The sequence below is a fragment of the Arthrobacter bambusae genome (assembly GCF_030812595.1).
Lineage (GTDB): Bacteria > Actinomycetota > Actinomycetes > Actinomycetales > Micrococcaceae > Arthrobacter > Arthrobacter bambusae_B.
Window position 1 is genome coordinate 67,056 of sequence record NZ_JAUSSZ010000011.1, and the last position, 19,758, is coordinate 86,813.

Genomic DNA, 19,758 nt, shown 5'->3' on the forward strand with positions numbered 1-19,758 from the left:
GTTGATCGGCGCAGCTAGATCTCGATTTCGAGCAGTCGCTCGGTGTCCCAAGGAACAGTCCAGCCCAAAGCGTCGAACAGTCCGCTGAGCACCATCCCGGTGAAACCCCAGACCACCAGTCCGTTGACCCGGAAGACCGGGCTCGAGAAGGTCCGGCCCAACCGGGTGAGCGTCCCGGTGTAGCGATTGTCTGGATCCAGGAGGTCCCGCACCGGCACGCGGAACACTTGGGCGGATTCGGCGTAGTCCACCACCCTCACGGGCGACGGCGACGCCCACCACGCCAAGACCGGGGTGACCACAAAGTTGCTGCGGATCAGGCCGAGTTCCGGCATGACCCCGAGCACCTGGACACCACCGATGTCCAGGCCGGTCTCCTCCACCGCTTCCCTGAGAGCTGCCGCGACAGCTGAATCATCCCCGGGATCGATGCTGCCGCCGGGGAACGCCACCTGGCCTGGATGGTCGTCCAGGGTGTGCGCGCGTTCCAGAAGCAACACGTCCAGATCCGCCGGTGCCACCGGTTTCCCGGATTGGGCAGGGACGTCGTCCAAGGCCCCGAAGAGCATGAGCACAGCCGCTTTCCGTGCTTTTTCCGGATCGACGGTTGCAGCCGCAATCCGTGGATCAGGACCGGGATGCAGGCCGGAATCAATCCTTGTGATGAGACTGACGAGGTCCTCGAGCGCGGTCATGCCGGTCTCCTTTGCGATTCCATCCGAATCTCCGCCGCGCGATGGGTCTCGGCAAGGAGCTTTGCGAGAAGCGCTTCCTTGCCCGGGGCCAGTTCGTATTTGAGCAATTTGGCAGCTTTGACGGGATCCTTTTCGCCTTCACCGTAACTCGGGCACCAATTGGCCACCGCGCACGCCCCGCACGCCGGCCGGCGCGCATGGCAAACCCTGCGACCGTGGAAAACCACCCTGTGGGACAGCATGGTCCAGTCCCTGGGCTCGAACAGTTCCGCGACATCGAACTCGATCTTCACGGGATCCTCGGAGCTCGTCCAAGCAAACCTGCGCGCCAGCCTGCCGAAATGCGTGTCCACGGTGATTCCTGGAACTCCGAATGCGTTCCCTAGCACCACATTCGCCGTTTTACGCCCGACGCCGGGAAGCGTCACCAGGTCTTCCAGCCGGCCGGGAACCTCGCCGTCGAAGTCGTCCACCAAGCGTGTGCTGAGCGCCAGGACGTTCTTCGCCTTGGCACGGAAGAAACCGGTAGGCTGCAGGATCGCCTCCAGCTCGGCAAGCTCGGCCTCGGCCATGCTCCGGGCATCCGGATAGCGCGCGAACAGGATCTTGGTGACCTGGTTGACCAACACATCGGTGGTCTGGGCAGACAGCACCGTGGCCACGAGGAGCTCGAACGGGTTCCGGAAATCGAGCTCAGCGTGCGCGTAAGGATAGAGCTCAGCAAGCGCCTTGTTGATTTTGCGCGCACGCCGCTTCAAGGCCAGCGGTGTTTCCACGACAGCAACCACGGCCGGCCTGCTTAGCCGCGTTCGATGTTGCTGAGATCGCGCAGGACGCCCACTTTGCCATCAGTATCCTGCACGAGGAACTCCTCGCCGCGGTCTTCGAGGGCCAAGATCCACGCGCCCGGTTCGATGGTGAAGGCGGGCATTCCGGTGTGCTCGTCAACGACGACGCGGGGATGGGCCACGGCGAACCAGAATGCCTCGTACCCGGAGTCGTGCTCGGATTCATCCCTACGCGTCGCTGGATCAACCGTGGCGCCGATGGTCTGGTACGCCCGGGGCTGATCGACCATGCCGATGTGCTGGGTTGCGGCCCCGGCTCCCGCATCGGCGCCTCCGACGATCGGCGTAGCCATGGTGGCGGCAGGCATGTGCTTGGGCTCTGCAGGCATTGGCGCCTGCGCGTCCCGTGGGCTTTCGGCAACCGCAGGCTCTGAGGACTCTGCGGGAGGTACGACGGCGGCGGGTGCTGCAGGTGCCGTGGCGGCGGGTGCGGCCGGCCCCGCAGCAGCCGGCACCGCGGCAGGTGCGGCGGCCGCGGCGGGTGCGGCGGCCGCGGCGGGTGCGGCTGGCTCAGGCTTGGCCGGCTTCGGCGCTGCAGGCTTGCGCGTAGGAATGGCCGATTCGCGGGCCACAACGTGCGCGGGCTGTTCGGCCCGGTCCTTGAAATCGTCACGGAGAAGCGGCAAATGCGGAGCCAGCACGGTTGCAGCCAGCAGGCCTACCGAACCGATAAGTCCGACGAGCACGAAAACGGTAAATGCGCCTGCTGCGGACAGGAAGAACAAGGTCAGGGCGAACGACGCCACGACGGACGCGAACTGGTCAGTCGACAGGGAGCCGATCCGCACAATGTTCCCCGGCTGCAGGCGCCGCGCAACAAACAAAGCGGCAACAACGAGGGGAAGAAGGACGCCCAGCGCCAGGAAGAAAAGGTTGTCAAGGTTCCACAGGTTGTACCGTCCGCCAAACATCGGCAGGAGGGACCCCACAAACATCAGCAACACGGAACCGAAGACGGTCAGGTCCCGGATAGTGAACGGACCCAGCACGGCTTGGTACTTCGGGGAGGTCGCGCTGCCAGGCCCTGGCGTCCCGGATCCAGCTGCTGCTTCAGGGGCCGGTCCTGGCGTCTGCGCGCCATTCTTCGGACCTAGGCTCGTCTGGTTCATGTGCAAATCTCCTTAGTACGGCGGTTCCGGACGCTGCCGCCCATGGCTGCGCCCGATATTTTCCGGGCCGGACCGGGCGGCAAGTTTTCGCGTCTCGAGACCTCTTCAGCCTATGCCACCGGTCTGATAGTCCACTAGTTGGCGCCGGCGAGGAGGCCGGGATGCCGCTCTGTAATATTCCCCGCGCGCCGGGACCCGGCTTGGAGCTTTCCGGGCGACGCGGCGGCATTCACCCGCCGCCCACGGTCCAGAATGTGACCGCAGACACTTGTTGTCGCCTCAAAACGCTAAGGTGGGTTCCGGAAAAGCTCTTTGCGGAACCCCGTGAGGCACAAGCCCAACGCCGTGCACGTTTGGCATGGCCGGGCGGCCTCCCCACGGGGACACCCGCGCGGCAGAGATCGATGAATGAAGAGGTTCACATGTCCCAGGACGCCAATGGATCGACGACCACCGCTGCAACCGGATCCGACGGAGCAGGCAACGGCGAGGCCCTCGAAAACCTTCTCCACGAGAACCGGAAATTCGCGCCGACCGCTGAGTTTGCCGCGAACGCCGTAGTCGGCGCGTCGGAATACCAGGAGGCCGACGCGGACCGGCCCGCGTTCTGGGCTAAGCAGGCCCGGGAACTGCTGGACTGGGACACGGACTTCACCGAGGCACTGGACTGGTCCAACCCGCCGTTCGCTAAGTGGTTCGTCGGCGGAGAGGTCAACGCCGCCTACAACGCCTTGGACCGGCATGTGGAAAACGGGCTCGGGGACCGGGTGGCCATCCACTTCGAGGGCGAGCCCGGCGACACCCGCTCCTACACCTACGCGCAGCTGGCCGAAGAGGTCAAGAAAGCCGCGAACGCCTTCGAGTCCTTGGGCGTGGCCAAGGGTGACCGAGTGGCCGTGTACCTGCCCATGATCCCCGAAGCCGTCATCACCATGCTGGCGTGCGCGCGGATCGGTGCCGTGCATTCGGTGGTTTTCGGCGGATTCTCCGCAGACGCCCTGCGTTCGAGGATCGATGACGCCGAGGCCAGGCTCGTGGTCACCGCGGACGGCACGTACCGTCGCGGCAAGCCCAGCCCGCTCAAGCCCGCCGTGGACCAGGCCCTGGATGCAGCAGGCCACACCGTCCGGAACGTCGTTGTGGTCAAGCGCAACGGCCAGGACGTGGACTGGCACGAGGGCCGTGACCAGTGGTGGGAGGACACCGTCGGCGCCGCCTCCGGCGAGCACACCGCCGTCGCGCATGACGCCGAACACCCGCTGTTCATCCTCTACACCTCCGGGACCACGGGCAAGCCCAAGGGCATCCTGCACACCACCGGCGGGTACCTCACCCAGACCGCGTACACGCACAAGGCCGTCTTCGACCTGCACCCGGAGACGGATGTGTACTGGTGCACCGCCGACGTCGGATGGGTCACCGGCCACTCCTACGTCGCCTACGCCCCGCTCGTCAACGGCGCCACCCAGGTCATGTACGAAGGCACCCCGGATTCCCCGCACCAGGGCCGCTGGTGGGAAATCGTGGAGAAATACAAGGTCTCCATCCTCTACACCGCCCCCACCGCGATCCGGACCTTCATGAAATGGGGCCGGGACATCCCGGCCAAGTACGACCTGTCCTCCATCCGGGTCCTGGGTTCGGTGGGCGAGCCCATCAACCCCGAGGCCTGGATGTGGTACCGCGAAGTCATCGGCGGCAACGCCGGAAAGAACGGGGAAAAGAAGGAGCACCCCGCCCCTATCGTGGACACGTGGTGGCAGACCGAGACCGGCGCACAGATGATCGCGCCGCTGCCGGGCGTCACGGCGACCAAGCCGGGTTCCGCGCAGGTCCCCCTGCCGGGCATCGCCATCGATGTGGTCGACGAGGCCGGCCAGTCCGTGCCCGACGGGCACGGCGGCTACCTCGTGGTCCGCGAACCCTGGCCCGCCATGCTGCGCGGCATCTGGGGCGACCCCGAACGGTTCAAGGACACCTACTGGTCGCGCTTCGAGGGGATGTACTTCGCCGGCGACGGTGCCAAGAAGGACGAAGACGGCGATGTGTGGCTGCTGGGCAGGGTGGATGACGTCATGAACGTCTCCGGCCACCGGCTCTCGACCACCGAAATCGAATCCGCGCTCGTGTCGCACCCCTGGGTGGCCGAAGCCGCCGTCGTCGGAGCCAACGACGAAACCACCGGCCAGGCCGTCGTCGCATTCGTCATCCTCCGCGGCGACGCCGCCAACAACGGCGACGCCACCGTCGGGGAGTTGCGCAACCACGTGGGCAAGGAAATCGGCCCCATCGCCAAGCCCAAGCACATCCTTGTGGTTCCCGAACTGCCGAAGACCCGCTCCGGCAAGATCATGCGCCGCCTCCTCAAAGACGTCGCCGAAGGCCGCGAAGCCGGCGACGCCACCACACTGTCGGACCCCACGATCATGGCCCAGATCGCGGAGTCGCTGAGGAAGTAGGCCCGGCACGATGCCAGCAAAGGCGGCGGTTCCCTCCAAGGGGGACCGCCGCCTTTTGCGTTGAGATCATCTATCGCAAGAATGTGATTTTTAGTTCTTTCATGTTCTCTTTTGAGCGGTTATAGTGAGTCCTAAGTGAGATAACTCACAAGCACCGCGCTTTCAAAGGAGAGAACATGGCAGCGAACCTTGACCCGTTCCAGTCCGCGCACAGCGCTGGTCCGGGACGCCGCACCATCCTTAAGACGCTCGGCCTGGGTGCCGCCGGGCTGGCCGGCATTCCGCTCCTGGCCGGGTGCACCGGCGGTTCCGGCACCGCTCCCGGCGCTTCCTCGAACAGCCTGACCTTCGGCTCGGGTTCCTCGGACGATGTCCCTAAAGCCGCCTACAAGGCGGTGACCGACGCCTTCACCAAGAAGACCGGCATCACCGTAGCCACCAACGTTGTTCCGCACAACGACTTCCAGAACAAGATCAACTCCTACCTCCAGGGCAGCCCGGACGATGCCTTCACCTGGTTCGCCGGCTACCGCATGCAGTACTACGCAGGCAAGGGCCTCCTGGCTCCCGTGGACGACGTTTGGGACAAGATCGGCAGCAACTTCTCCGACGCCATGAAGAAGGCCTCGACGGGCCCCGACGGCAAGATGTACCTGGTCCCCAACTACAACTACCCGTGGGGCTTCTTCTACCGGAAGAGCTTCTGGGCCGAAAAGGGCTACGCAGTCCCCAAGACGTTCGATGAGCTGAAGACCTTGGCCACCAAGATGAAGTCCGACGGCATCGTCCCCATCGGCTTCGCGGACAAGGACGGCTGGCCGGCCATGGGAACCTTCGACTACATCAACATGCGCCTCAATGGTTACCAATTCCACGTGGACCTGACCGCGCATAAGGAAAGTTGGGACCAGAAGAAGGTCAGTGACGTCTTCGACACCTGGAAGGCCCTCCTGCCGTTCCAGGACCCCAATGCCCTCGGCCAGACATGGCAGGACGCGGCCAAGGCCCTCGAAGCCAAGAAGACCGGCATGTACCTGCTGGGTTCGTTCGTGACCCAGCAATTCACGGATCCCGCCGTGCTGGCGGACATCGATTTCTTCCCCTTCCCGGAAATCGCGGTGGAAGGTACCGACGCAGTCGAAGCCCCCATCGACGGACTGCTCCTGTCAAAGAAGGGCGGCGACAACAAGGCGGCCCACGACTTCCTGGCCTTCATGGGAACCGCGGAGGGCCAGAACGCCTACGCCTCCGTGGACAGCTCCAACATCGCCACTGTCAAGGGCGCGGACACCTCGAAGTTCTCCCCCTTGAACAAGAAATGCGCGGACACCATCGCAAACGCCAAGCACATCAGCCAGTTCCTTGACCGCGATGCCCTGCCCGCCATGGCGAACAACGTGATGATCCCGGCGCTGCAGTCCTTCATCAAGGACGGCACCGTGGACGTCAAGAACCTTGAAGCCCAGGCCAAAACCCTTTACGCAGCCCAGTAGCAGGTACGACGACGGCGGTTCCGGCCGCCGTCGTCGGGCTCCGTTTTTGCAAACTAAAGGATTCCCCCATGAGTACTACCGCCGCAAAACCGGCCGGAGCGGGCAGTGAGCCCGGCGCCGCCGGGCAAACCACGGCCGGCAAACGCCAGCTGAGTTCCGGAAGGCGGACCGGCAAGGCAGGAAAGGTCCGCCGCCTCACCCGGCGTGACAAGTTGGTTCTTGGGATCATGGTGGGGGTCCCCACCCTGATCCAGCTGCTCCTCGTCTGGCTGCCGACGGTGTTCTCGATTGCGCTGAGCTTCACCCGCTGGAACGGCCTGGACCTCTCGGACCTCAAAGGCGCCGGGACGGATAACTACCGCTTCGTGGTCCAGGACTATCCCCCGTTCTGGCCCGCCGTTCAACACAATGTCCTGTGGCTGGTTTTCCTGGCATTGATCGCGACGCCCCTCGGCCTGCTCCTGGCCGTGCTCCTGGACCAGAACATCCGCGGCACCAAGATCTACCAAAGCATCTTCTTCACCCCCGTGATGCTCTCCCTGGCACTGATCGGCATCATCTGGCAGCTGTTCTACAACCGGGACAGCGGGTTGCTTAACTACCTCCTCGGCACGGCAGGCACACCAGCGGCCGTCGACTGGTTCGGAAACTCCAACATCAACATCTGGGCCGCCATGGTCGCGGCTACCTGGCGCCACGCGGGATACGTCATGATCCTGTATTTGGCCGGGCTGAAGGGTGTGGACCCGTCGTTGCGGGAAGCTGCATCAATCGACGGCGCCAACGCGGTCCAGACGTTCTTCCGGGTGGTTTTCCCGGCCATGCGTCCCGTGAACATCGTGATCGTGGTGATCACCATCATCGAGTCATTGCGTGCCTTCGACATCGTGTACGTCATCAACCGAGGCACCAACGGGCTGGAATTGCTCAGCGCCCTGGTGATCCAAAACCTGGTCGGCGAAGGCCAAGTGATCGGCGTGGGCTCTGCCCTGGCCGTCATCCTCCTGGTCATCTCCCTGATCCCGATCGTCTTCTACCTCATCCGCACCTTCGGCAAGGAGAGCAAAGCATGAGCACGCTCGCCAACCCCATCCCGAACACCACCACTTCCATCGTCGTGGGTAAGAACGCCCGCAGGCGCCACTACGGGACCCATATCTTCCTGACGGTCATGGCCATCATGTGGCTCATCCCGCTGGTCTGGGCCCTGTTCACGGCTCTGCGACCGAAGGCGGACACCGACAAATTCGGCTATTTCAGCTTCGGCGGCAGCTTCAACTTCGACAACTTCATCACCGCATGGACCCAGGGCGGCTTCTCGAAGTACCTCCTGAACTCCGTACTGATCACCGTTCCTTCGGTATTGGGCACGCTGCTTTTCGCCTCCATGATGGCCTTCGCGGTGTCCCGGGTGAGCTGGAAATTCAATATCACCCTGCTGATCATGTTCACGGCAGGCAACCTCCTGCCGCCGCAGGTCCTCGCCGCGCCGTTGTTCGAGATGTTCAAGCACCTCACGCTGCCCTATTCCTTCAGCGATTCCGGCAACCTGCTCAATACCTATATCTCCGTGATCGCCGTGGACACGGCGTTCCAGATCGGTTTTTGCACTTTCGTGCTCTCCAACTACATGAAGGCCCTCTCGTCCGACCTGACGGAGGCCGCGCTGGTGGACGGTGCCGGGATCTGGCGGCAGTACTGGAACATCATCCTGCCGCTGTGCCGGCCCGCGCTCGCGGCGCTCGGAACCCTGGAAGTCATCTTCATCTACAACGACTTCTTCTGGCCGCTGCTTTTCATCCAAAGCGGAGACCGGTTGCCCATCACCACCGCCATCAACAACCTCCAGGGCGAGTTCCTCAGCAACTACAACCTGTTGGCGGCGGGCGCGACCATCACCGTGATCCCCACCCTGATCATCTACCTCGTGTTGCAGCGCCAATTCGTGGCCGGACTCACGCTCGGTTCCAGCAAAGGATAAGAACGCATGGCAATGGACTACATCATCGAAAAGCTCGGCGGCCGGATCGCCTTCGGCGGAGACTACAACCCCGAGCAATGGCCCGAGGAAATCTGGAAGCACGACGTCGCCCTCATGAAGGAAGCCGGGGTGAACCTGGTGAGCGTAGGCATCTTCAGTTGGGCGCTCCTGGAGCCCGAGGAAGGACGGTACGAGTTCGGCTGGCTGGACCGGGCATTGGACCTGCTCTACACCAACGGCATCAGCGTGGACCTCGCGAACGCGAGCGCTTCTCCCCCGCCGTGGTTCAGCCGCAAGTACCCCGATTCGCTCCCGGTGGATGCCGACGGCGTCCGGCAAAGTTACGGTTCGCGCCAGGCTTTCGCGGCGTGCTCGCCGGACTATCGCCGGGCGGCAGCAGCCCTGACGACGGCGATCGTGCAGCGTTACGCCGGGCACCCCGCCGTCGTGATGTGGCATGTCCACAACGAGTACGGCTGCCACAACCAACCGGACTTCGGCCCCCATGCGGAGCGCGGCTTCCAGGAGTGGCTCCAGCGCAGGTACGGGAATCTGGAGGCGCTTAATAAGGCCTGGGGCACGGCTTTCTGGTCCCAGCATTACTACGACTGGGCCGAGATCCTGCCGCCGCGCCGCTCGGGAACATGGGTGAACCCTACGCAGCAACTTGATTTTGCGAGGTTCTCCTCGGATGCCCTTCTCGAGTGCTTCAACGCAGAGGCAGACATCATCAGGGCACATTCGAAGCACCCGGTGACCACCAATTTCATGGGCTTCAACATGGGCCTGAACGCCCCTGTGGACTATTGGCGCTGGTCCGGACACATGGACGTCGTGTCCAACGACCACTATCTGATTGCCGCAGACGAACGGAACTTCCAGGAACTGGCCATGACGGCGGATCTCACGCGCGGCTGGGCACAGGGCAAACCATGGCTCCTGATGGAACATTCCACCTCGGCGGTCAACTGGCAACCCCGGAACATCGCCAAGGCGCCGGGTGAGATGCTGCGAAACTCCCTCCAGCACGTGGCCCGCGGAACCGATGGCGTCCTGTTCTTCCAGTGGCGCGCTTCCCGCGCCGGGGCCGAAAAATTCCACTCCGGGCTGGTCCCCCACGCCGGCCGCGACAGCAAGGTGTGGCGCGAAGTGGTGGAGCTGGGCCGTGCGCTCGAGAGCATTTCCGAGGTGGCCGGCTCAACGGTCAAGGCCGAAGCCTGCATCATCCATGACACGGACGCCCGCTGGGGCACCGAACTGGACTCGCACCCCAGCGAGGACGCACGGAACCTCCCGGAAACGCGGCGCTGGCACGACGCCCTCTACCGGGCCGGCGTCACCACTGATATTCGGCAAAGCACGGACGACCTTTCCGGCTACAAGCTGGTGATCGCGCCCATGCTGTACCTGGTCACGGACGAGGCCGCCGCGAAGCTGCACGAATATGTCGAAGCCGGTGGAACCTTGGTGATCACGTATTTCTCCGGAATCGTCGACCAGAAGGACCACATCCGGATGGACCCGGTCAACGGCGGCGGCTACCCGGGGGCATTCTCGGAACTGCTGGGCGTGAGCATGGAGGAATTCTTCCCCCTGCGTTCCGGCGATGCCGTGGGCTTGAGCCGCTTCGGCTCCGGGACGGTCTGGAGCGAGTTGGGGAAGGCAACCGGCGCGGAGGTTCTTGCCACGTTCGACGACGGGGGCTCACCGGCGGTGACCCGCCGGGCGGGATCGACGGGTCGCGGCGCCGCCTACTACGTGGCCACCAGCCTGGGCAGCGCGGGACTGGCCGAACTGCTCCAGCTTCTCTGCCCGGATGCCGGAGTGGAGCCGGTCCTGGGCATTCAGCCTCCGGAAGACGTGGAAATCGTCCGCAGGAGCAACGGCGCCAAGGACTGGACTTTCGTCATCAACCACAGCGCGCAGAACGTCCAGGTCCCGCTCGACGGCGTCGAGCTCCTGAGCGGCACCGCAACCGGAGGTACGCTAAACCTTACTGCCGGAGGCGTCGCTGTCGTCGCCGCTCCCGCCTAACCACCCGCCCCCCGAAAGGCTCCGATGCTTCAGGCAGCTCGCCACACCGCCATTGTCGACGCCGTCCAACGTGAACGCGTGGTCCGCGTCTCGGACCTCGCACAACTGCTGGGCGTCTCAGCCATGACCGTCCGGCGGGACATCGAGTCGCTTGAGGAGTCCGGACTCGTCGAACGTATCCATGGCGGCGCCAAGATACCCGGCGATGCCCGGACCCACGAGCCCGGCTTTGAGCTCAAGTCGACCCAGTTGATCGAGGAAAAGCACGCAATCGCCGTCGAGGCCGCCAGCCTGGTCCATGAGGGCATGGCCGTGGGCCTGAGCGCCGGAACAACCACCTACGAGCTCGCCAAGGTCCTCATGGAAGGCCCGCGGATCACGGTAGTGACGAACTCCATCAGGATTGCGGATCTCTTCCACAATGCCTCGGGTCCCCGGGAGGGTTTCCCGGTCATCGTGACGGGCGGTGAGCGCACGCCGTCGGACGCTTTGGTGGGTCCCATCGCCACGGCCGCGCTGAAGCAACTGCACTTGGACACCCTGTTCCTGGGCGTCCACGGTATGGATGCGGACGCCGGATTCACCACGCCGAACCTGCAGGAGGCCGAGACCAACCGGGCCTTCATCAGCGCAGCCCGCAACGTGGTGGTTTTGGCCGACCACAGCAAGTGGGGAACGGTGGGCATTGCCTCGATTGCCCAGCTGGAGGAAGCCGACGTGCTCGTGACGGACTCGCACCTCGGCGAGGATGCACGGCGCATCCTCGCCGACGGCGTCGGGAAGCTCAGGATCGCAACCGCGTAAACCCAACTGACCCGGGGGTGCGGCTAGTGGCAGCCGCACGACTGGCGGATGCGCAGCTGGGTCGGGAAGAGCCTGTGCTGCGGGGGTTCGTTTCGATTCTCGCCTACCAGTGCGGACACTGCGGCCTCTGCCATCTCCCACACCGGCTGCTCCACGGTGGTCAACGCCGGCCAGGTGTATTCGGCCTCGACGGAACCGTCAAAGGACGCCAGGGCAATATCCTCCGGAACGGACAAACCGGCCTCGCGGATTGCCCGCAGGACCCCGATCGCCTGCATATCGGAGCTGGCGAAGATCGCCGTCGGACGGTTCTCTGAGGCAAGAAGCCGCTGTCCCGCCGCGTATCCGCCGGGACGGTCGAACCGGTTCCGGGCCAGAGGCCCTTCCGGCAAGCCCGCGGCGTGCAGTGCGCGCAGCCAACCCCGTTCCCTTCCGTCGGCCTCGTCGTCCGCTGTGGTTCCCATGGCAAGCCCGATGTTCGTGTGGCCATGGCTGATCAAATGTTCCACGGCCAGGCGGGCGCCGGCTTCAAGGTCCACGCCCACGCTGTTGAAGCCGGGAGCCGCGGAAGCGTGGTTGAGCAGGACGGATGGGATTCCAGCTCCGACGAGTTCCATCAAATCGGGTTCAAACAAGACGCTGGCAAGGACCACGCCGTCCACCTGCCGCGCCGCGAGGTTGCGGATGTGCCGACGCTCAGTGTCCAGTTTGTTGTCCGAATTCGTCAGCAGCAGGGCGTATCCGCGCTTGGCGGCGGCCAATTCCACGGCATGTCCCAGCAGCGCCCAAAACGGGTTGCTGGAATCAGGAATCACTAAGCCAACAGTCTGGTTGGATCCCATTTTGAGCGCACGGGCAATGGCGTTGGGTCGGTACCCCAGGATCCGGATGGCTTCCTGGACTTTGGCTTCGGTGGCTGGCGCCACCTTCTTGGGGCCGCCATTCACGACATAGCTCACGACGGCGGTGCTCACCCCGGCGTACCGGGCCACGTCTTTGCGCGTCACCGGTCCGCGTGGGGTGTGCACCGCCGAAATAGTCATTGGATCATGCTAGCTACAAAGCCTCCGGAGCATCTCCGAAATCGCGGATGGCGAGACGTTCGCCGCCGCGGAGGGCGGACTCGTGGGCCACGATGCCGGGGAGCGTGAAGCGCGCCGCTACCCAGGCGTTGACCGGGGGAAGGCTTCCTTTGTTCACGGCCGTGATGAAGTCGTCAACCAGGAACTGGTGGCTGCCTTCGTGCCCGTTGGGGGCTCCCTCGAATTCAACGGGCAGGCGCCCGGCGTCATGCACCGGAGCGAGCCCCGAGATGAAGGCACCGCGGAGTTCCGGCGCGACATCCGCGAGCGAGGGATCGTCGGGGGACATGCTCGGCTTGGTCTCCACCTCTTGGGACACGTCCAGCACGCCCTCCTTGTCCTGCCATAGCGTGGTGGTGGCCAACTGTTCAAAGCTTGCCTCGGTGCCGAAGAAGCGGAAGCGCGATTCGCGGATGTGCGAGGGGTAGCCCACGCGGCGCATCTCATTGGTACGCATCACGCCGCCGTCGTTCATTTCGAAGAGCGCAGTCGCGTTGGAGAAGTCATTGTCGAACATGCTGACTTCCTTATCGAAGACGCCATCGCCCCGATCGTCCTTGACGCCTATGCAGCTGACGCTCACGGCGTGGCCCGGAATGGCGCCCAGCACGCCTCCGATGGCGTGGGTGGGGTACAGCATGGGCGGGTAGCTCGCGGTCGCTTTCCAGTTTTCGCCACCGCTGTACTGGTAGGCCTCGTAGAAGCCCAGGTCCATGTCATGGACGTAGTCGCCCTCAGTGTAGAAGATGCGGCCGAACTTGCCGGCGGCGTGCTGCTCGCGGGCGTAGACGGTGGCCGGGTTGTAGTAGCTGGTCTCCCCCATGGCATAGACGAGCTTGGTCTCACGCACGGCCTCGATGATGCCGGCGATCTCGTCCTCGGAAATTGCCATCGGAACAGCCGAATAGACGTGCTTTCCGGCGCGAAGCGCCTTAAGCACCAACGGCCCGTGCGTCCAGCGCTGAGTGAAAATGGCGACGGCGTCGACGTCGGAGGCGAGCAACTCATCGAAGCTGCCCATGGTGCCGTCAAGCCCCAGCTGTTCGACGGCCCTGGTGGCCCGCTCCGGGAGCTCGTCCACGGCGTAGACGGCGGAAACACCGGGGTGAAGCTTGAAGAGGTGGGCAAATTGGCCGCCGAATTGGCCAAGGCCCACTACTCCCATTGAAAACGTCATTGTTAGCCCTTCGTTTTGTTTTGTGCGGATTGATTCGAGAAGGTCCCCACGCACCTGGGTCGCGCTCCCGATTGAAGCCCCGGCGAGGATCAAAACCAGTCAAACACCCGGTTCTACTCGAGTCAACAGAACGCAATAAATACAAAATAATCGAACAAAACTTCACAGAAACACTTGACCCCTCCAAATCTACTCGTGTAGATTCGCTCCAGATGTTAGCCGTGTCACACCTAGGAAGGGTCGACGATGACCACGCTCACCAAACAGCCTGATTCGGGGCTCTCTACCGTCGGTGGCTCCCGGAAGTCCCGGAAACGGGGCAAGTCCGGCGCGGGCTTCCGCGCCATGGGGGATCTCAAAATCGCTTTGTTCTTCATTGCCCCGGCCATGATCGGCTTCGTGCTCTTCTACGTCGTACCCACGATCCGCGGCATCTACCTGAGCTTCACCGAATACAGCATCCTTGGCGATCCGGAGTGGATCGGGATCAAGAACTACGAACAGATCGCCAAGGACCCGCTCTTCTGGAACGCGCTGGGCGTCACCTTGGAATACGTCGTGATCAACATCGTCCTTCAGACGGCCCTGGCCCTTGGACTGGCTCTCCTGATGCACCGGGTGGCGAAGTCGACCCTTGTCCGCGGTGCCCTGCTGCTCCCTTACCTCATGGCAAATGTCATCGCAGCGCTCCTGTGGTTCTGGATGCTCGACTACCAAATCGGCATCGTGAACCAGCTCATCGAGTGGTTCGGCCTCCCCCGCGTTGCCTTCTTCGGCAGCGAGGAATGGGCCATACCCACCCAAGCACTTATCAACACCTGGCGGCACATGGGCTACACCGCCCTCTTGATCTTCGCCGGCCTGCAGGCGATCCCCGCCAGCGTCTACGAAGCCGCCAGCATCGATGGTTCCAAGGCGGCCAGCACGTTCTGGCGGATCACCCTCCCGCTGCTTCGACCCGTACTTGTCCTCGTGCTTGTCGTGACCGTGATCGGGTCATTCCAGGTCTTCGACACAGTCGCGGTCACCACCCAGGGCGGTCCGGTCAACGCGACCCGCGTCCTGCAGTACTACATCTACCAGCGGGCCTTCGCCCAGCAGGACTTCGGCTACGGCTCGGCACTCGCCGTCATCCTCTTCCTCATCCTCGCGATCGTGGCCTTCATCCAGATGAAGTTCCTCCGGGGCAGCCAGTCGGACTTGGACTAAGGACACACCCCCATGACTACCGTTTCCTCCCCCAACGCGACCACCCGCCGTCGTCCGTTCCAAAAGAACCGTCCATTCCAAAAGAACCGTCCAAGCAACGGGAAGCGCCCGTTCAATTGGCGCCGCGCCACCGCTCGGATCCTGCTCGGACTCGCCATTGCCGTAAGCGTCCTTCCCTTCTACTGGGTGCTGCGGACCGCCCTTTCGACGAACGGCTCCCTCGCAGCCAACTCCGCGAGCCTGTTGCCCGCGGACTTCAACCTCGGCGCCTTTGAGCGGGTCTTCGGCCTACAGAGTGCTTCCGATGCCATAGCCGAGGGCGGCTCGGGCGCCTCGATCAACTTCTGGCAGTACCTGCTGAACTCGCTGCTCTTCTCCAGCATCACCACTGCGGGCGCCGTTTTCTTCAGCTCGATGGCCGCCTACGCCTTCGCGCGGCTGCGCTGGAAGGGCCGCGACGGGGTCTTCTCCCTTTTCCTCGGGACCATGCTGGTCCCGCCGATCTTCACCGCGCTGCCGAACTTCCTCCTCATCAAGAACTTCGGACTCCTCAACACGATGCTCGGCCTTGTGCTGCCCTACCTGTTCATGACTCCTTTCGCGATCTTCTTCATGCGCCAGTTCTTCCTCAACATGTCCCGCGAGGTCGAAGAAGCCGCCATGCTCGACGGCGCGAAGCACTTCCGGATCTTCTTCCAGATCGTGATGCCCAACGCAGCCGCCCCGATCGCGACCCTCGCCCTCTTGACGTTCATGGGTCAGTGGAACGAGTACTTCTGGCCTCTGCTCGTGGGCTCCTCCGAAGAATCGCGGGTACTCACGGTCGGCTTGGGCGTCTTCAAGTCCCAGTCCCCGCAGGGCGCTCCGGACTGGTCCGGACTCATGGCCGCAACCCTGGTTTCGGCCATCCCGGTCCTGATCCTGTTCGCAATCTTCGGCAAGAAGATCATCAACTCGATCGGCTTCAACGGCACCAAGTAGGCCGTGTCCTCCATTTCGTCCCCCACCGGGGCTTGGCACCTGCCCGGCCCCACCGGGCCCGGCGCACGCCCGGCCCCACCGGGGCTTGGCACTTCTGCCCGGCCCCACCCCACCATGTCTCGAAAGGACGCACCATGAAGAAAAAAGCACTCGGCGCAGTCGCCGTCGCAGCTGTCGCCGCAATCGCGCTCGCCGCGTGCGGGAGCGGAGGAGGGAGCAGCGCGGACTCAGGCAAGGGTGAGATCAGCTACTGGCTTTGGGATGCCAACCAGCTCCCCGCGTACCAACAGTGCGCCGACGACTTCCACAAGGCCAACCCGGACATCACCGTCAAGATCACCCAGACCGGCTGGGATGATTACTGGGGCAAGATCACCAACGGCATGGCCTCGGGCACCGCGCCGGACGTCTTCACTGACCACCTGTCCAAGTACCCAGACTTCATCAAGACCAAGCAGCTCGTTCCCCTGGATGACGCAGTCGCCAATGACAAGATCGACCTGACCCAGTACAACCCCGGCCTCGCGGACCTCTGGGTCGGCCAGGACGGCAAGCGTTACGGACTGCCGAAGGACTGGGATACCGTGGCCCTGTTCTACAACAAGAAGATGGCCTCCGACGCCGGAATAACGCCTGAGCAGATGGCTTCCCTGACGTGGAACCCGCAGGATGGCGGAACGTACGAGAAGGCCATCGCCCACCTCACCGTGGACAAGAACGGCAAGCGCGGCGACGAGCCAGGCTTCGACAAGAACAACGTTGCCGTCTATGGCCTCGGCCTGCCAGGTTCAGACGCCGAAAACGCCGGACAGACCCAGTGGAGCTTCCTTTCCGCCACCACGGGTTGGACCACCACGGACAAAACCCCGTGGGGCTCGCACTTCAACTACGACGACAAGCGGGTCCAGGACACCATCGCCTGGTGGGCCGGCCTCGCGCAAAAGGGCTACATGCCCAAACTCGAGACCACGGTGGGCGCCAACGCAGCGGACAGCTTCGGTGCAGGCAAGGCCGCGATCAACTCGCACGGTGACTGGATGATCGGCCAGTACACCAGCTACAAGGGTGTCGACGTCGGCATCGCCCCCACCCCGAAAGGCGTGAACGGCAAGAACGCGTCCATGACCAACGGCCTGGCCGACTCCATCTGGGCCGGCACCAAGAAGAAGGACGCCTCCGTCAAGTGGGTTGAGTACCTCGCTTCCGCCAAGTGCCAGGATGTCGTCGCCTCCAAGGGTGTCGTGTTCCCTGCCATCAAGAGCTCAAGCGACACAGCGGCGGCCGCGTTCAAGGCAAAGGGCGTTGATGTCACCCCGTTCACCGAGCACATCAAGAACGGCACCACCTTCTTGCTCCCCATCACCGACAACGCCGCCAAGGTGGCGGGCATCATGAAGCCCGCCATGGATGCAGTCATCGCCGGCAAGTCCCCGGCAAGCTCCCTCACAGCAGCCAACGATCAGGTCAACGCCCTCTTCGCGAAATAGGAACCCCGGCGGGGCCAGGCCGGGGCCGCCCCCCGCTATCCTGACAGCAAGTTCTTCACGCTGCAGGCACCGCACCAGTTCGGGCGCCGCCGCTTCTGTCCTTTGACGGCGGCGCCCGGGCCCTACACCTTTAACAGCACACGACTCTCTCGAAAGTGAACAACCCATGGATCCGATCCACCTCCGTTCGGCCGGCACAAGCCTGGTGATCAGTTTCGATAGCGGGGAAGCCGAAGTCATCCACTGGGGTGCCGACCTCGGCAGCACCCTCCCGGACCTCGCCATCCTGGGTGCCCCCATCCCGCACTCCGCGGCCGATGCCAGGGTTCCGGCTGCGCTCCTCCCGCAAGGTTCCTCCGCTTGGCTGGGCCGCCCCGGCCTGCGCGGACAGAGAATCGCAGACGGCGTCCCGGGGCTGGACTTTTCGGTACGGCTTCGCGTCGCGGACGTCCAGGCTGACGGCAGTTCCGCCGCACCCTCGGCGGTGATTGTCCAGAAGGATCCCGACGCCGGAATCACAGTGACGTCCAGGCTCACCCTTCACCACGGCGGCCTCCTTGAGCTGCGCCACACTGCTGTCAACGACGGCGCATCCCCCTTCCAGCTCGACGAACTGGCCACCGTCCTCCCGGTGGGGCCCGACGCCGTCGAACTCCTCGACCTCACAGGGCGTTGGTGCCGGGAACGGCACCCGCAGCGCCGTCCCGTCCAGCAAGGGACGTGGGTACGCACGGGACGCCACGGCCGCACCGGGCACGACTCCTCATTGCTTTTCGCCGCGGGTACCGCCGGATTCGGCCACCGCCACGGGAAGGTCTGGGCCACCCACTTGGCTTGGAGCGGCAACCACGAACAATTCGCCGACACCGTGGCGGACGGCCGCACCATGATCGGCGGCTCTGAGCTCCTGGGGCCGGCTGAAGTCGTGCTCCAGCCCGGCGAGGAATACACCACGCCCGCACTGTTTGCCGCCTACTCGGACCGCGGCCTGGATGGCATCAGCGAAGCCTTCTACAGCTGGTTCCGTTCGCGGCCGCATCACGTCCTTCCGGCAGCTTCCACGGGTCTGCCCACCGGCAGGCCCCGCCCCGTGGTCCTCAACACCTGGGAGGCCGTGTACTTCGACCACAAGCTGGCCACCCTGATCGAGCTCGCCGAGTCCGCTGCGGAGCTGGGCGTTGAGCGCTTCGTGCTCGACGACGGCTGGTTCCGCGGACGCCGCGACGATCACTCCGGGCTGGGCGATTGGTACGTCGACGACACCCTTTGGCCCGACGGCCTGACACCGCTCATCGAGGCCGTGAACTCGCACGGCATGGAATTCGGGCTCTGGGTGGAACCGGAAATGATCAACCTGGATTCCGATGTCGCCCGGGCGCACCCCGACTGGATCGTGGGGCCCGCTGCCCTATCCCACAAGGACGGCGGCCGCCTCCCCCTGGAATGGCGCCACCAGCACGTCATCGACCTCGTCAACCCGGCGGCCTGGCAGTACGTGTTCGATCGAATCGACGCCCTGCTTGCGCAAAACAACATCAAATACCTCAAATGGGACCAGAACCGGGACCTCAGCGAGCACGGGCATGCCGGCCGTCCATCCGTGCATGCGCAGACCCTGGCCGCCTACCGGCTCTTCGACGAGCTCCGCAAGGCCCACCCCGGCGTCGAAATTGAAAGCTGCTCTTCCGGCGGGGCGAGGGTGGACCTCGGCATCCTTGAGCGAACCGACCGTATCTGGGGATCGGACTGCAACGACGCCCTCGAGCGGCAGACCATCCAGCGCTGGACCGGCGTCGTGGTTCCACCGGAGCTGGTGGGCGGCCACATCGGCCCTACCACATCCCACACCACGGCCCGCACGCACGATCTCTCCTTCCGTGCCATCACTGCCTTGTTCGGGCATTTCGGCATGGAATGGGACGTCCGGCAGGTCCAGGGAGCCGAACGCGAGGAACTCAAGCGCGTCATCGGCCTGTACAAGGAACACCGCGGGCTCATCCACAGTGGACGGATGGTCCGTGCGGATGTCCCGGACGACTCGCTGATGGTGCACGGCGTGGTTTCCGACGACGGCGACGCCGGCTTGTTCGCCGTCGTCAGCACCCGGACGTCCTTCGCCGAACAGCCCGGCCGTGTGGCCGTTCCGGGCCTCGATCCCGAGCGTTCCTACCTGGTGCAGGCTATTTTCCCGGCTCCCGGCGACGCCGACTACGTCCGCACGTTCACCCAGGTGCACCCGCCGGCGTGGCTGCCATCCGGCGCCGAGGCAAGCGGCCGATTCCTTGCCGAGGTGGGCCTTCCCATGCCGGTCCTGAACCCGGAGCACGCGTTGCTTCTCCGGATCACTGCGGTGTAGGTGTTATTTTGGAGCATGCTCAATCCTCGTTGTGAGCAGTGGA

General features: G+C 64.1%; 15 protein-coding genes. 10 read left to right on the forward strand and 5 right to left on the reverse strand.

Annotated elements, in window-relative coordinates; translation table 11 throughout:
* Positions 1–14: 14 nt before the first annotated feature.
* From J2S96_RS15125 to J2S96_RS15135, 3 genes are read right to left on the reverse strand one after another with little or no spacing between them, the layout of a single operon-like run.
* The gene (locus J2S96_RS15125) at positions 15–695 is read right to left on the reverse strand and encodes an NUDIX hydrolase (protein WP_306865206.1); all 681 of its coding nucleotides are present in this window, start codon (positions 693–695) and stop codon (positions 15–17) included.
* A complete protein-coding gene (gene nth / locus J2S96_RS15130; protein WP_306865209.1) occupies positions 692–1,483 on the reverse strand; it encodes an endonuclease III in 792 nt (263 codons plus the stop codon). The genes J2S96_RS15125 and nth overlap by 4 nt, the downstream gene beginning before the upstream one ends.
* 11 nt (positions 1,484–1,494) lie before the next feature.
* Complete coding sequence (locus tag J2S96_RS15135) at positions 1,495–2,652, reverse strand: hypothetical protein (RefSeq protein ID WP_306865212.1); 1,158 nt, start codon at positions 2,650–2,652, stop codon at positions 1,495–1,497.
* A gap of 422 nt (positions 2,653–3,074) precedes the next feature.
* Here J2S96_RS15135 and acs point away from each other — a divergent pair, with 422 nt between their 5' ends.
* From acs to J2S96_RS15165, 6 genes are all read left to right on the forward strand, one after another.
* Complete coding sequence (acs, locus tag J2S96_RS15140) at positions 3,075–5,111, forward strand: acetate--CoA ligase (protein WP_306865214.1); 2,037 nt, start codon at positions 3,075–3,077, stop codon at positions 5,109–5,111.
* 176 nt (positions 5,112–5,287) lie between these two features.
* Complete coding sequence (locus J2S96_RS15145; protein ID WP_306865217.1) at positions 5,288–6,604, forward strand: ABC transporter substrate-binding protein; 1,317 nt, start codon at positions 5,288–5,290, stop codon at positions 6,602–6,604.
* A gap of 68 nt (positions 6,605–6,672) precedes the next feature.
* Positions 6,673–7,677: a carbohydrate ABC transporter permease gene (locus tag J2S96_RS15150; protein ID WP_306865221.1), complete on the forward strand. Its 1,005-nt coding sequence runs from the start codon at positions 6,673–6,675 to the stop codon at positions 7,675–7,677.
* Positions 7,674–8,585 (forward strand): carbohydrate ABC transporter permease, encoded by a 912-nt coding sequence (locus tag J2S96_RS15155; RefSeq protein WP_306865223.1) that lies wholly within the window; start codon positions 7,674–7,676, stop codon positions 8,583–8,585. Before J2S96_RS15150 ends, J2S96_RS15155 begins: the two co-directional genes overlap by 4 nt.
* Before the next feature lie 6 nt (positions 8,586–8,591).
* On the forward strand, positions 8,592–10,619 hold the full coding sequence (locus J2S96_RS15160) for a beta-galactosidase (protein WP_306865225.1): 2,028 nt from the start codon (positions 8,592–8,594) through the stop codon (positions 10,617–10,619).
* 24 nt (positions 10,620–10,643) lie between these two features.
* The gene (locus tag J2S96_RS15165) at positions 10,644–11,423 is read left to right on the forward strand and encodes a DeoR/GlpR family DNA-binding transcription regulator (protein WP_306865228.1); all 780 of its coding nucleotides are present in this window, start codon (positions 10,644–10,646) and stop codon (positions 11,421–11,423) included.
* 23 nt (positions 11,424–11,446) lie between these two features.
* Here J2S96_RS15165 and J2S96_RS15170 read toward each other — a convergent pair whose 3' ends face one another.
* Together J2S96_RS15170 and J2S96_RS15175 are read right to left on the reverse strand one after the other, a co-directional pair.
* Positions 11,447–12,466, reverse strand: a complete 1,020-nt coding sequence (locus J2S96_RS15170; protein WP_306865231.1) for a LacI family DNA-binding transcriptional regulator — start codon at positions 12,464–12,466, stop codon at positions 11,447–11,449.
* A gap of 13 nt (positions 12,467–12,479) precedes the next feature.
* On the reverse strand, positions 12,480–13,682 hold the full coding sequence (locus tag J2S96_RS15175) for a Gfo/Idh/MocA family protein (protein WP_306865233.1): 1,203 nt from the start codon (positions 13,680–13,682) through the stop codon (positions 12,480–12,482).
* Between the two features lie 246 nt (positions 13,683–13,928).
* Here J2S96_RS15175 and J2S96_RS15180 point away from each other — a divergent pair, with 246 nt between their 5' ends.
* From J2S96_RS15180 to J2S96_RS15195, 4 genes are all read left to right on the forward strand, one after another.
* Entirely contained in the window at positions 13,929–14,891 is a 963-nt protein-coding gene (locus J2S96_RS15180; RefSeq protein ID WP_370873130.1) for a carbohydrate ABC transporter permease, read from the forward strand.
* Between the two features lie 12 nt (positions 14,892–14,903).
* Positions 14,904–15,872 (forward strand): carbohydrate ABC transporter permease, encoded by a 969-nt coding sequence (locus J2S96_RS15185; RefSeq protein WP_306865236.1) that lies wholly within the window; start codon positions 14,904–14,906, stop codon positions 15,870–15,872.
* A 134-nt stretch (positions 15,873–16,006) separates the two neighbouring features.
* Positions 16,007–17,359 (forward strand): ABC transporter substrate-binding protein, encoded by a 1,353-nt coding sequence (locus J2S96_RS15190; RefSeq protein WP_306865238.1) that lies wholly within the window; start codon positions 16,007–16,009, stop codon positions 17,357–17,359.
* A gap of 166 nt (positions 17,360–17,525) precedes the next feature.
* Positions 17,526–19,715 (forward strand): alpha-galactosidase, encoded by a 2,190-nt coding sequence (locus J2S96_RS15195; RefSeq protein WP_306865241.1) that lies wholly within the window; start codon positions 17,526–17,528, stop codon positions 19,713–19,715.
* The last annotated feature ends 43 nt before the right edge of the window (positions 19,716–19,758 follow it).